This is a genomic window from Ruminococcus sp. NATIVEDY160, assembly GCF_045819885.1.
Lineage (GTDB): Bacteria > Bacillota > Clostridia > Oscillospirales > Acutalibacteraceae > Ruminococcoides.
Genome location: NZ_CP162391.1, coordinates 60,787 through 73,586 on the forward strand (window position 1 = coordinate 60,787; position 12,800 = coordinate 73,586).

The following is a 12,800-nucleotide window of genomic DNA, read 5'->3' on the forward strand; positions in this document are numbered from 1 at the left end:
TTCCTCCTTACGCGAACAGATTTTCAATAACGCCGCCGAAGCCTAAGAACGACAGCGAAACGATAGCCGCCGCGACGAGCGTGATCGGCAGACCCTTGAAGCTCTTGGGCACGTCGGCTTTTTCGAGAACCGAGCGCACGCCCGAGAACATAACCATCGCGAGGAAGAAGCCCAGACCGCTTCCGAGCGAGTTGACCATCGCCTCAAGGAAGGTGTAGCCCTCGTCGATGTTGAGGATAGTAACGCCGAGAACAGCGCAGTTTGTGGTGATAAGCGGCAGATAAACGCCGAGGGACTTGTGCAGAGAGGGTACGAACCGCTTGAGCACTATCTCGACGAGCTGAACGAGAGCCGCGATAACGAGGATAAATACGATCGTCTGCAAGTAGCCCAGACCGTTCGGGTCAAGCAGATAGATCTGGATAGGATACGTCGCCGCGGTAGCCATGAGCATTACGAAGATGACCGCAAGGCTCATTCCCGTTGCGGAGTCGAGCTTCTTCGAGACGCCGAGGAACGGACAGATACCGAGGAAGCGCGAAAGCACGTAGTTGTTGATGAATACCGCCGAGAGCAGGATAATGATCAGCTTAGTCATTTGCCGCAGCCTCCTCTCTGTTCACGCAGGAGTGCGAGCAGATCTCAGCCGACGGACAGCCCGTGCAGCCGAAATCCTGTTTCTTGGGCTTGTGGGCGGAGAACTTGTTGACCGCCGCGATGAGCAGACCGAATACGAAGAAGCCGCCGGGAGCCATCGTGAGAATCGAGATGTGGTTGTCGTAAAGTACGGGGATAGGCAGACCGAAGAAGGTGCCGTTGCCGAATACCTCGCGGATAAGAGCCATCAGGCTCAGCGCGAGGGTAAAGCCCGCGCCCATGCCGAGAGCGTCGACAGCGGAGTCGAATACCTTGTTCTTGTTGGCGAACATTTCCGCACGACCGAGGATAATGCAGTTAACGACGATCAGCGGCAGGTAAATTCCCAGAGCCGCGTCGAGAGCGGGTGCGAACGCCTTGACGAGCATCTGAACCATGGTAACGAAGCCCGCGATAAGCACGATATAGCAGGGGATGCGCACCTTGTCGGGAATGACCTTGCGCAGCGCTGAGATAACGATGTTCGAGCAGAGCAGAACGACCGTCGCCGCCAAGCCCATTCCGAGGGCGGTTGAGATGCTTGTTGAGGTGGCGAGAGTGGGGCAGGTGCCGAGCACCAGAACGAGAACGGGGTTTTCCTTGACAAGACCCTTCGAGAAATTTTGCAGGGTGTTCATCACTTCGCCTCCTTCGTCAGTTGATCGTAAGCGGCAAACGCGTTGCCGAGCGCTTTTTTGTATGCCTTTGAGGAGATCGTCGCGCCCGTCACCGAGTCGACCTGAGAGTAATCGTCCTCACTTTTTCCGATGTAGTTGTCGCCGTAGTCGCCCGCGACGACCTTCGAGCCGATGCCGCTCGTTTCGTTGTGCGAGAGGGTTTTGGTTTTAGTCAGCTTGCCGTCGAGGATACCGCAGATTAGCTTGATGTCGCCGCCGTAGCCCTTTGTGGTCAGCATGAAAACATAGCCGCCGTTGTCGGCAAGGTATGCTTCCGTAACTCCCTCGGGAAGCTCGGAGTCGATTTTCTCAAAGCTGTTTGCCTCGGGCATGACCTCGAGCCGCGCTTCCTCTGCAGCCTTCTGTTCGGCGGCGAGGATTATCGGCGAGGTGACGGAGTTGATATATGCCAGCAGCGCGGTGACGACAAGACAGATAGCGCCGAGTACCGCGATGGGCTTGATTATGTCTTTCATTCCTCAACACCTCCCACCAGCGGCTTTGAGCGCGTGAGCTTGGAGATGTACGGCGTGAGGATATTCATAAGGAGTATCGAGTAGCTCACGCCCTCGGGGTAGTTGCCCCAGAAGCGGATAAGTATGGTGATAAGACCGCAGCCCACGCCGAAGATGATCTTGCCCCATTTTGTGTTTGGAGTTGTGGCGTAGTCGGTCGCCATGAAGAACGCGCCGAGCAGCAGACCGCCCGAGAGCACCTGACCGGGCACGTCCTTGCCGCAGACGAGCGACATGAGCGCGACGGTGCCGATGAACGCGACGGGAGTGTGCCATGTTATTACGCGGCGCACGAGCAGATATCCGCCGCCGAGCAGAAGCGCAAGCGCGCAGGTCTCGCCGAGCGAGCCGCCGTGTCTGCCGAGGAAGAGGTCGAGGTACGAGGGTACGTCGGTGCCGTTAGTCATCGCGAGGAGCGGAGTCGCGCTTGTTGAGGCGTTGACGTCGGTGAAGAAGCCGCTTGGGGTTATCCACTTTGTCATGTCGCCCGAGAACGCTACGAGCATGATGATTCTTGCGGTGATGGCAGGGTTAGCGAAGTTCTGACCAATGCCGCCGAAGAGCTGCTTTACCACGATTATCGCGATAACGCTGCCGAGCATCGCCTGCCAAATCGGGATAGTCACGGGCAGGTTGAAGGCGAGCAGGATTCCCGTCACGATCGACGAGAGGTCGGAAACGGTGTTCTCTCTCTTGCAGAGCTTCTCAAAGAGGAACTCCGAGAGCACGCAGGTGCCGACGCATACCGCCACGATCAGGAGCGCGCGCCAGCCGAAGATTATCGCCGAGGCGATTTCCGCGGGCACGAGCGCGATGATAACGTCGAGCATTATCATCTGTGTGCTCCGCGGCGTATGGAAGTGGGGCGAAACGGTTGAAATCAGCTTGTTCATCATTTGCCCTCCTTTTTGCTGTTCCGGTACTGCCTGAGCACGAATTTCGCTAACTTATTTGTCTGCACGAGCGGTCTGTGCGCCGGGCAGATGAAGGAGCAGCAGCCGCACTCCATACAGAGGTCAACGCAGAGCTTTTCGAGCGATTCCGCGTCGTTCGTTTTGTAGGAAATCGCGATCTCGCGCGGGTCGAGCTTCAGCGGACAGTGGTTGATGCACGAGCCGCAGTTTATGCACGGAGTAGTCCTCGGCGGCTTTGCCTCGCGGCTGTCCATCGCGACAATAGCGTTTGTGTTCTTCAATACCGGGCTGTCGAGCGTAGGTACGGCAATACCCATCATCGGGCCGCCGTAGAGCACCTTCGCAGGCTCTTCCCTGCAGCCGCCCGCCGCCTCGAGCAGATCGGCAATGCTCATTCCGATAGGCGCGATGACGTTTTTTGGTTCCTTTACCGCGCTTCCGTCGACGGTCACGCACTTCTCAACAAGCGGCATGCCCGTTTCGAGGTACTCCGCAATGAAGGCGAGGGTCGTGACGTTTATCACAATCGCGCCGACGTCCAGCGGCAAGCCGCCCTTGGGGACGATTTTGCCCGTGCAGTTGTAAATCAGCACCTTCTCGCCGCCCTGAGGGTACATCGCGGGCAGCACCTTGACGGTAACGCCGTCTGTCTGTGAGGCGAGCTCCTTCATCTTCGCGATAGCCTCGGGCTTGTTGTCCTCGATGCCGATTATGAAGGTCTTTACGCCGAGGTACTTTTTCATCGCCTCGATACCCTTTCTGATCGAGTCCGTGCGGTCGAGCATCGTGCGCGTGTCCGAGGTTATGTACGGCTCGCACTCCGCGGCGTTGATGATAACGTACTTGAAAACCGAGAGATCCTTTGTGACAAACTTCACGAAGGTAGGGAAGCCCGCGCCGCCGAGTCCGACGGAGCCGCTGTTCTTCACCGCGTCGATGAAGCTGTCGAGGTCGTGAACCCCGGGCGGCGTAATGCTTTCGTCGGGGGTCTGCAAGCCGTCGCTGTCGATAAGAATACATGGCACCTTCGAGCCGTTCATAATGGTGATCTCGTCAATCTTCTGCACCTTGCCCGAAACGCTCGAGTGAATCGGCGCTGAGATGTATCCGTCCGCCTCGGCGATCAGGGTGCCGACCTTGACCTCGTCGCCGCGCTTGACGACGGGCTTTGCAGGTCTGCCGATGTGCATGGACATCGGGATAGCCACGGTCTTTGGCGGCTCAAGCCGTACAGGCGGCAGATGTGCCGTGTTTTTCTTGTGCGGCACATGAATACCGTGTAGTTTCATATATTTCCTCCTCGTTTGGTTACAACTCTGTTTGAGCGCATATGTAATTATTATACCATTTAAAAGGGTTTTTGTATATGTGATTTTTGTCAGAAATACAGTTTTGAATTTATCGAAGTTTCACAAAAAACCGCGCCGCTGTTCTTTGTGGGTATTCCATGAAAACAGAATTGTATCGTTGTGCAGGGTGCACAATTGACAAAACGGAGAATTCGGCTGATTCTGCATAAATATAAAATTTATTTTTTTCGATTTGGAAAATGTTGACTTTGGTGAAAAGTGATGATATATTTATCTCGGAAAAATCCGCATGGATTCCGAAAGGAGATTATTTTATCATGAGAAAGATAATGAAAAAAGTCGCGGCTATCGGTGCTGCGGCGGCTCTCGCGGCAACTGCAGTTATCAGCGTTTCCGCGGCGAGACTTGAGAATGAAAACATTATTGTAAGAACAAGCACTGACAGAATGGATATGTTCAGCGCGAAAGGCGGCAATCTGCTGTACTCGTTTATATCGCGTAACGGAGATACTGCCGACGCTACCTCACGTCCGTATGTCAGCGTAAACGAAAGCATGATCATTCCGGACTTCTATGACGACGTTGTCGATCCCGCGAACCTTACGCTCACCGGTACATCAAAGGTTTACGGCATCGATGTTGTAAGAACCATCCGCATTATCGGCAACAACACCAACGGCGCGATGGATACCGCCGAGTTTTCACTCACACTCACAAACAACACCGACACATCAAAGAACGTCGGCGGCAAGTTCTTCCTCGACACCATGGTTGAGGGCAACGACCATGCTCCCTTCCGTGTTGCGGGCGTAGGCGCGATCAGCACAAAGACACAGTTTGAGGGCGATGCTATTCCCGCGTCCTTCCAGGCGTTCGACAGCCTCCAGAGCCCCAAGACGATCGGCACAGGTACATTTGCTGCAGGCGCAGGCAAGCCCGACGTTGTACAGTTCAGAAACTTCGGCGACTCAAATTATCCGCTTGTTCCCGAGATCGATACGTCGGAGGAAATCGGCGACAGCGCGGTAAACGTTATCTGGCTCGAGCGCGAGCTTGCACCCGGCGAAACCCGTGTACTCATGACCTACTACGGTCTCGGCTATATCGACGTCAGTGAAGGCAGCGAGCTCAAGCTCGGCGCGACCAAGATCGACGGCAGCTTCACCATCTCTGAGGACGGCAACAGCTACAATCCCGTCAGACTGACCTCCTACGTCAGCAACACAGGCAACAGCGAGCTCAGCGGCGTCGGCATGTACCTTGATCTGCCCGAAGGCGTTACCGTTACAGGCAGCAGCAGCGGAGTCGCCTATCCGAGCCTGAAGGTCGGCGAGGAAAAACAGCAGACATGGACGCTCGAAGCGGCTCCCTCACCCGTTGAGAGAACCGTGACCGTTACTATCAACGCGCAATCCACGGAGACCGGCAAGGGCGAGCCTATTATCTACACCTATGTAATTCCCGCAATCAACGGCGCAGAGCCCATCGTTGAGCCTACAACAGCCGAGCCCACCACAGCAGAGCCTACAACCGCAGAGCCCACAACCGTTGAGGCGACTACCGCGGCTCCCGCCACCGTACAGCCCACCACAGCCGCTACAAAGGACGAGGCGACCAAGTCAGAGGCTACAAAGTCAGAGGCCAACGGCACCGTAAAGACAGGCGAGGCATTCCCTGCGATCGCTGTTCTGATCACTCTCGTTGCAGGAGTCGGCGCTGTCTACTTCTACAGAAGAAAGTACTCAAATTAATAAACTGAATTAATATTCGGGACAGAAAGGCACAGGCTTTTCTGTCCTGTTTTTTTACCATAAAAAGTATGACAGAGACAGCCGCACCTGCCGAAAGCAGAAAGTCTGACCCGCCGTTTATGAACATTTCAGGCAGATGATTGTTAAAAAAGGCGGAGGAGGCACCCACCGGTGCACACACTTACCAAATCAATGGGCATTATCGACGGGTTCATTCGCTAACTTTTACAAAAAAAGTTAACGAATGCTTGCTAAAATACTTGAAAAGAAACGCTTTTTATGATAAAATACACTTGATACTATGTGCCCGTGTGACTAACGAGGAAATCAGCGAGGACATAGAAAAATTAATATCCGTCAGAATGGAGTTGATTATTTATGGCAAGAAGCGCAGGCGTATTATTATCCATCACTTCGCTTCCTTCCCCCTACGGAATCGGCACCATCGGCAAAGAGGCTCGCAAATTCGCGGATTACCTCAAGGAGTCAGGTCAGACAATCTGGCAGATTCTTCCCGTTGGCCCGACAAGCTACGGCGACTCGCCGTACCAGTCATTCTCAACCTATGCGGGCAACCCGTACCTGATTGATCTCGACACGCTGGTCGAGGAAGGTCTTGTTACCAAGGAGGAGCTCGACAGCCGCGACTGGGGCGACAACCCTCAGCAGGTTGACTATGAGAAGATTTACAACAACAGGTTCGCAGTTCTGAGAATCGCTCACGAGAATTTCAGAAAAAAGGACCAGAAGAAGTTCCGTGTGTTCACCCGCAAGAACAGCAAGTGGCTCAAGAACTACGCGCTGTATATGGCGGTCAAGAACAGCTTCGATATGAAGTCGTGGACAGAGTGGCCCGAGGACATCAAGATGCGCGAGCCCGAGGCGCTTGCTCGCTACGAGCGCAGACTCAGAAAGGAAATTTCCTTCTGGAAGTTCGTTCAGTTCAAGTTCTACGAGCAGTGGGAGAGCTTCCGCGCTTATGTAAACGGTCTGGGAATCAAGATCATGGGCGACATGCCGATCTACGTCGCTATGGACAGCGCCGACACCTGGGCTAACCCCGAAATCTTCCAGCTCTACGACGACGGCGACCCCATCGCTGTTGCAGGCTGTCCGCCCGATTACTTCTCCGAGACGGGACAGCTCTGGGGCAACCCGCTCTACGACTGGGATTACCTCGAGCAGACCGACTACGAGTGGTGGTTTGAGCGTGTCAAGGCGGCGTCCAAGCTCTACGACATCACCCGTATCGACCACTTCCGCGCTTTCGCGAGCTACTACTCCATTCCTTATCCCGCCGAGAACGCTATCAACGGCGAGTGGGTAGTCGGCCCGAGAATCAAGTTCTTCCGCATGATGGAAGAGGCTGTCGGCAAGTTTGAAATCGTAGCCGAGGATCTCGGCACACTCACTCCCGACGTCACCGAGCTCATGGAGCAGACCGGTTATCCCGGAATGAAGGTTCTCGAGTTCGCGTTCGACAGCGGCGAGGAAAATGACTATCTGCCCCACAAGTACACAAACAACTGCGTTGTTTATACAGGTACTCACGATAACGACACTCTGATGGGCTGGCTCGAAACCGCTAACCCCGAAGACGTCAGATACGCAAGAGAATACTGCAAAATGCCTCCTGACGAGCCGTTTAACTGGGGTCTGATCCGCACCGCCTACGAAAGCAAGGCGGACATGGCTATAGTGCCTATGCAGGATCTGCTCGGACTCGGCAAGGAAGCGAGGATGAATACACCGTCGGTTCTCGGCAACAACTGGACATGGAGAGTGACTGAGGACGCTTTCACTAAGGAACTGGCGGAAAAATTAAAAACAATGTCTGTTAAATGCGGACGACTGGAGGAATAATAATGTCAAATATTATGGAAAAGCTTGAGCTTACCGCTCAGTCCATGTACTGCAAGAAGATTGAGGAGCTTACCGCTTCCGAGCTTCACCTTGCTCTCGGCAAGGCTGTAATGGGCGAAATCGCTCCCAACTGGGCAAAGAGCAAGGCAAAGCACAACAGTGAAAGACGCGCGTACTACATGTCCGCGGAGTTCCTGATGGGCAGAATGATGTACAACAACCTCTATTGCCTCGGCATTCTCGACGAGGTAAAGAAGCTTCTCAAGAAGAAGGGCATCGACATCAACGTATTCGAGGACATCGACGACGCTGCTCTCGGCAACGGCGGTCTCGGCAGACTCGCAGCCTGCTATCTCGACTCAGCCGCTACCCATGAGGTACCCCTCGACGGTTACGGAATCCGCTATAAGTACGGCCTGTTCAAGCAGCTCATCAAGGACGGCTATCAGGTAGAGGTTGCCGACAACTGGCAGCGCTTTGAGGATCCGTGGTGCATCCGCAAGGAGGACGAGACCGTCACCGTAGCGTTCAAGGATCAGACCGTAAAGGCAGTTCCCTACGATATGGCTGTAATCGGCTGCAAGACCGACAACATCAACACCCTCCGTCTGTGGCAGGCTGAGGCTGTCAACGACTTCGACTTCACCGCGTTCAACAACACCGAGTACGACCTCGCTGTCAAGGAGAAGAACGACGCCGAGAATATCTCCAAGGTTCTCTATCCCAACGACAACAAGTACGAGGGCAAGGTGCTCAGACTCAAGCAGCAGTACTTCTTCTGCTCCGCTTCGCTTCAGGATATTATCCGCCGCTACAAGGCTAAGCACGGCAATGATTTCAGCTTCTTCGCAAAAGAGAACGCTATCCAGCTCAACGATACTCACCCCGTATCCTGCGTTCCCGAGCTCGTAAGACTTCTCCAGATCGAGGGCATGACCTTTGACGAGGCTTTCGAGATCGCGAGAAAGACCTGCTCCTACACCAACCACACCGTTCTCGGCGAGGCTCTCGAGAAGTGGCCTGCAGACCTGATGAACCAGGTTATCCCCGTAATCTACGACATCATCGCGCTCATCGCCAACAAGTGCCAGGAAGAGCTCACCGCTAAGGGCGTTTCCGAGGACAAGAAGGCTAAGATGCGCATTATCGACGGCAACGTTGTTCATATGGCAAGACTCGCAACCTATGCCGGCACCTATGTAAACGGCGTGGCACAGCTCCACACCGAGATCCTCAAGAGAGATCTTCTCAAGGAGTGGTACGAGGTATATCCCGAGCGTTTCCTCAACAAGACAAACGGTATCACACAGCGCCGCTGGCTCGGTCTGTGCAACCCCGAGCTGAGCGAGCTTATCACCAAGAAGGTCGGCTCCGACGAGTGGCTCACCGACCTCTCCAAGCTCTCTGTTCTCAACAAATGCCTCGACGCGAGAACCATCAACAAGTTCAACGACATCAAGGCTACAAAGAAGAAGCAGCTCGCCGAGTACATCAAGAAGATGGACGGCTATGATATCAACCCCGACACCATCTTTGACGTACAGGTAAAGCGTCTCCACGAGTACAAGAGACAGCTCCTCAACGCCTTCTCGATCATGGCTATCTACTTCCGCCTCAAGGAAGGCAAGCTGCCCAACTGGACTCCTACAACCTTCATCTTCGGCGCGAAGGCTGCTCCCGGCTATGCGAGAGCAAAGGCTATCATCAAGTACATCACCGAGATCGCTAACCTCGTAAACAACGATCCCGATACAAAGGACAAGCTCCAGGTTTACTTCATCTCCAACTACAACGTATCCTACGCTGAGAAGATCGTTGTCGCTGCCGATATCTCCGAGCAGACCTCGACCGCTGGCCTCGAGGCTTCCGGTACAGGCAACATGAAGTTCATGCTCAACGGTGCCGTTACCCTCGGCACATGGGACGGCGCGAACATCGAGATCGCTGAGTGCGCAGGCGAAGAGAACGAGTACATCTTCGGTGCGAGAGTTGAGGACATCGAGAAGCTCAAGGCTGAGGGCTACAACCCCAGAGCTATCTACGAGGCTAACCCCGAGACCAAGAGAGTTATCGACACCCTCATCGACGGCACCTTCGACGACGACGGCGCTCAGGGCGAGGGCAGCTTCAAGGAGCTCCACGACGCTCTCCTCATCGGTACCTCCTGGCAGGTAGCCGACCACTACTTCCTCATTTACGATCTGCCGCTCTATGTTGACGCGAAGATCAAGGCTAACTCCGACTACGCCGACAGAAAGGAATTCGGCAAGAAGTGCCTCCTCAATGTTGCGAACGCCGGCAAGTTCTCCTCCGACCGCTCGATCCTCGAGTATGCGAAGGAAATCTGGCACACCTCCTATAAGAAATAATTTGTATTTTATACAGCAAACGGGCAGTCCGAATGGACTGCCCGTGTTGTTTTAACTCTCACCCAAAACCTTATACAGCAGCTTGTAAAGCGTCTGAGCTTCCTCGGGGGTAAGATTGGTGCACGCCGCCATTTTCTGCGGAACCGATTTCGCTTCCTCGCGCAAGGCAAAGCCCTTGTCTGTCACCTCGACCATCAGCACTCTCTCGTCAACGGCTGACCGAGAACGCTTCACAAAGCCCTTCTGCTCAAGGCTCTTGATAACGGGCGTGAGGGTGCCCGAGTCGAGGTACAGCTTCTCGCCGAGCTTCTTCGCGCTGCACGAGCGGTTTTCCCAGAGCACCATCATTGTGATGTACTGGGTGTAGGTCAGGTTGAGCGCGTCGAGGTATGGTCTGTACAGCTTCGTCACCTCGCGCGCGGCTGCATAGAGCGGAAAGCAGACCTGGTTGTCCAGCTTCAGCGCGTCGTATTCAGAAAATTCCATGTCGCTCTCCGTCAGCTTCTCTCGGCAAGGCTCGCCTCGCGTACTGCTCTCGCAAGCTGGTCGGCGCAGGAGGTCGGACGTCTGCCGCAGGTGTTGCCTCTGAGCTTCTCGTCGATCTCGTCGGCGGTCATGCCGTTAACGAGCTTTGATATCGCCTTGAGGTTGCCGTTGCAGCCGCCCGTGAAGCGGATATCCGTGACAACGCCCTTGTTGATGTTGAAGTTGATTTCGAGCGGACAAACTCCCTTGGGGTGATATGTGTAATGCATAAGATTACTTCCTTTCGGTTGGATTCAATTAGATTATACACAACCGAGAGTCGGCTGTCAAGACAGAGAAAAAGGAGGCCGCGAGCGACCTCCCTGATTCTGATAAATTCGGATTATGCTTTCTTGCCCTCGAGGAATCTGTAAACACCTGCCGCGAGAGCCGCGCCTACGAAGGGACCGACGATGAATACCCACAGAGCGCCCATGGGTTCGGCGTTGCCGTTCATCATAGCAACGAGCGCGGGGCCGAAGCTGCGCGCGGGGTTGACAGAGGTGCCTGTCAGACCGATGCCGAGAATGTGAACGAGGGTGAGGGTGAGGCCGATGATGAGACCGCCGAAGCTGCCGTGACCTGCCTTCTTGGAGGTTACGCCGAGAATGGTGAGAACGAATACGAAGGTCAGGAAGCACTCAACGATAAGACCCGCAACGACGCTGCCGTTAACGCCTGCGAGACCGTTGGAGCCAAAGCCGCCTGTCTGGTCGTTCACGCCGCCGAGGCCGAAGATCGCCGCCAGAACGCCCGCACCCGCAAACGCGCCGAGGCACTGGGAGATGATGTAGGCGATGAAATCAACAGCGCTCATGCCGCCCGAGAGCAGTACGCCGAGAGATACCGCGGGGTTGATGTGGCAGCCCGAGATATTGCCGACGCAGTAAGCCATGCCGACGATTACAAGACCGAAAGCGAGAGCGGTCAGAATGTAGCCGCCGCCGTTTTTGGCGTCGCAGCCGACGAGCATAGCCGTGCCGCAGCCGAGAACAACGAGCACCATGGTGCCGATGAACTCAGCGATGTACTTTTTTACCGAATTCATAGATATTCCTCCTTTTATAATTTGCTATGAATTTTCAGCCAATTACAATATATCATAATCATTCGGAAAAAGCAATAAGATTTGCATATTTTTTGTTTGGCAAAAGTCAGTTTTTTAGTCGGTAATATTTAAAAATCGGAGCGAAGCGACCCTTAATTTTCAACTTTCAATTTTACATTTTCAATTAATTCTAATTCGTCCAGATGAGCGTCGAAAAGAATTGCTCGTACGCGTCGTCCCAGCCGTCGATAGCGTTTACGCCGCCGCCGTTGACGCTTCTGAGCTTCGCGTCGCTCGCGGTCATTCCTACGGTGAACAGCTCGCCTGCGTTAATGTCATAGCCCTTGCTCCGGCAGAACGCGCAGAAGTCCTCGACGGGGTTGTTGCTTGCGCGGGTTTTCAGCAGCGCGATCTTGAGGTCGGGGTCGGCCTTCGCGTCTTTGAGCAGGCGCTCGAGTTCAATTTCTATCATAATAATCCCTCCAAATAAAGAAAAAAAGGCGGTATATTTGTACCGCCTTTGGTTTCGCAATTATTCGATTGAGTTGTCGAGATACTCCATCAGCTCTTCGTCGTCCTTTTTCTGCTTGTCCTTGACAATCAGGAACGCGGTGAGAGCTGCAGACGCCGCAGCAACAATTGAAATGATGCCGATGATCCACATAAACTTTTTGTTTTTCATAATCGTTGACCTCCAATATAGTTAGTATTTACAATCAAGCTGTGTATACTTCTATTCTAAACATTTTTTTATAAAAAGTCAACAGAAAAACAAAAAAAGCAGAGGAAAATCTCTGCCTTTATCGTATCGTGATTGCTCTTACGCGGAAGCGTTAAGGCGCTTCGCGAGATTAGACTTGCTTCTTGCAGCAGTGTTCTTGTGAAGAATTCCCTTGGCAACTGCCTGGTCGATTTTCTTTGTAGCAAGACGAACTGCCTCCTGCTTGTTATCTGCGTTGGTGTCGATCGCGTAGAACGCCTTCTTGATGGCGGTTCTGAGAGCGGACTTGTTGGCCTTGTTGCGGGCTGTCTTAGAAGCGATAACCTTTACGCGCTTTTTAGCTGACTTAATGTTGGGCATTGTCCCACCTCCTTAAAATAGCAGTCATACAAGTGTTATTCTAGCATACATTTGGCTAAAAATCAAGCGTTTTTTCAAAAAAAGTACGGTTTTTCGCAGTTTCGCCGCGCT

General features: G+C 53.8%; 14 protein-coding genes. 3 read left to right on the forward strand and 11 right to left on the reverse strand.

The annotated features are described in order from the left end of the window. Positions 1 to 7 precede the first annotated feature (7 nt). Genes AB1I49_RS00300 through rsxC form a run of 5 tightly spaced genes read right to left on the reverse strand, consistent with a single transcriptional unit; the run spans position 8 to position 4,031 of the window. Positions 8 to 598, reverse strand: coding sequence for an electron transport complex protein RnfA (locus AB1I49_RS00300; protein ID WP_316609101.1), 591 nt, complete (start codon positions 596 to 598; stop codon positions 8 to 10). Next, entirely contained in the window at positions 591 to 1,274 is a 684-nt protein-coding gene (rsxE, locus tag AB1I49_RS00305; protein ID WP_407721106.1) for an electron transport complex subunit RsxE, read from the reverse strand. The genes AB1I49_RS00300 and rsxE overlap by 8 nt, the downstream gene beginning before the upstream one ends. Further along, positions 1,274 to 1,789 carry an RnfABCDGE type electron transport complex subunit G gene (locus tag AB1I49_RS00310; protein ID WP_407721107.1) on the reverse strand — a complete coding sequence of 172 codons (516 nt, stop codon included), beginning with the start codon at positions 1,787 to 1,789 and terminating at the stop codon, positions 1,274 to 1,276. Before AB1I49_RS00310 ends, rsxE begins: the two co-directional genes overlap by 1 nt. Beyond that, entirely contained in the window at positions 1,786 to 2,724 is a 939-nt protein-coding gene (locus AB1I49_RS00315; protein ID WP_201428180.1) for an RnfABCDGE type electron transport complex subunit D, read from the reverse strand. Before AB1I49_RS00315 ends, AB1I49_RS00310 begins: the two co-directional genes overlap by 4 nt. Continuing rightward, positions 2,721 to 4,031: an electron transport complex subunit RsxC gene (gene rsxC / locus AB1I49_RS00320; RefSeq protein WP_407721108.1), complete on the reverse strand. Its 1,311-nt coding sequence runs from the start codon at positions 4,029 to 4,031 to the stop codon at positions 2,721 to 2,723. Before rsxC ends, AB1I49_RS00315 begins: the two co-directional genes overlap by 4 nt. A 338-nt stretch (positions 4,032 to 4,369) precedes the next feature. Here rsxC and AB1I49_RS00325 point away from each other — a divergent pair, with 338 nt between their 5' ends. From AB1I49_RS00325 to AB1I49_RS00335, 3 genes are all read left to right on the forward strand, one after another. Continuing rightward, positions 4,370 to 5,803: a hypothetical protein gene (locus tag AB1I49_RS00325; protein WP_407721109.1), complete on the forward strand. Its 1,434-nt coding sequence runs from the start codon at positions 4,370 to 4,372 to the stop codon at positions 5,801 to 5,803. Between the two features lie 378 nt (positions 5,804 to 6,181). After that, positions 6,182 to 7,666, forward strand: a complete 1,485-nt coding sequence (gene malQ / locus AB1I49_RS00330) for a 4-alpha-glucanotransferase (RefSeq protein WP_201428177.1) — start codon at positions 6,182 to 6,184, stop codon at positions 7,664 to 7,666. Positions 7,667 to 7,668: 2 nt separating this feature from the next. Beyond that, positions 7,669 to 10,035 carry a glycogen/starch/alpha-glucan phosphorylase gene (locus AB1I49_RS00335; RefSeq protein WP_407721111.1) on the forward strand — a complete coding sequence of 789 codons (2,367 nt, stop codon included), beginning with the start codon at positions 7,669 to 7,671 and terminating at the stop codon, positions 10,033 to 10,035. 51 nt (positions 10,036 to 10,086) lie between these two features. Here AB1I49_RS00335 and AB1I49_RS00340 read toward each other — a convergent pair whose 3' ends face one another. The 6 genes from AB1I49_RS00340 to rpsT form a co-directional block, all read right to left on the reverse strand. Next, positions 10,087 to 10,521: a MarR family winged helix-turn-helix transcriptional regulator gene (locus AB1I49_RS00340; protein WP_316611298.1), complete on the reverse strand. Its 435-nt coding sequence runs from the start codon at positions 10,519 to 10,521 to the stop codon at positions 10,087 to 10,089. A gap of 11 nt (positions 10,522 to 10,532) precedes the next feature. Continuing rightward, positions 10,533 to 10,790 (reverse strand): TIGR03905 family TSCPD domain-containing protein, encoded by a 258-nt coding sequence (locus tag AB1I49_RS00345; protein WP_316609109.1) that lies wholly within the window; start codon positions 10,788 to 10,790, stop codon positions 10,533 to 10,535. Between the two features lie 113 nt (positions 10,791 to 10,903). Continuing rightward, the gene (locus tag AB1I49_RS00350; protein ID WP_316609111.1) at positions 10,904 to 11,608 is read right to left on the reverse strand and encodes an MIP/aquaporin family protein; all 705 of its coding nucleotides are present in this window, start codon (positions 11,606 to 11,608) and stop codon (positions 10,904 to 10,906) included. A gap of 190 nt (positions 11,609 to 11,798) precedes the next feature. Further along, on the reverse strand, positions 11,799 to 12,080 hold the full coding sequence (locus AB1I49_RS00355) for a hypothetical protein (protein WP_316609113.1): 282 nt from the start codon (positions 12,078 to 12,080) through the stop codon (positions 11,799 to 11,801). Positions 12,081 to 12,140: 60 nt separating this feature from the next. Beyond that, positions 12,141 to 12,290 carry a hypothetical protein gene (locus tag AB1I49_RS00360; RefSeq protein WP_316609114.1) on the reverse strand — a complete coding sequence of 50 codons (150 nt, stop codon included), beginning with the start codon at positions 12,288 to 12,290 and terminating at the stop codon, positions 12,141 to 12,143. 138 nt (positions 12,291 to 12,428) lie between these two features. Beyond that, on the reverse strand, positions 12,429 to 12,689 hold the full coding sequence (gene rpsT / locus AB1I49_RS00365; protein ID WP_216523076.1) for a 30S ribosomal protein S20: 261 nt from the start codon (positions 12,687 to 12,689) through the stop codon (positions 12,429 to 12,431). Positions 12,690 to 12,800 lie beyond the last annotated feature (111 nt).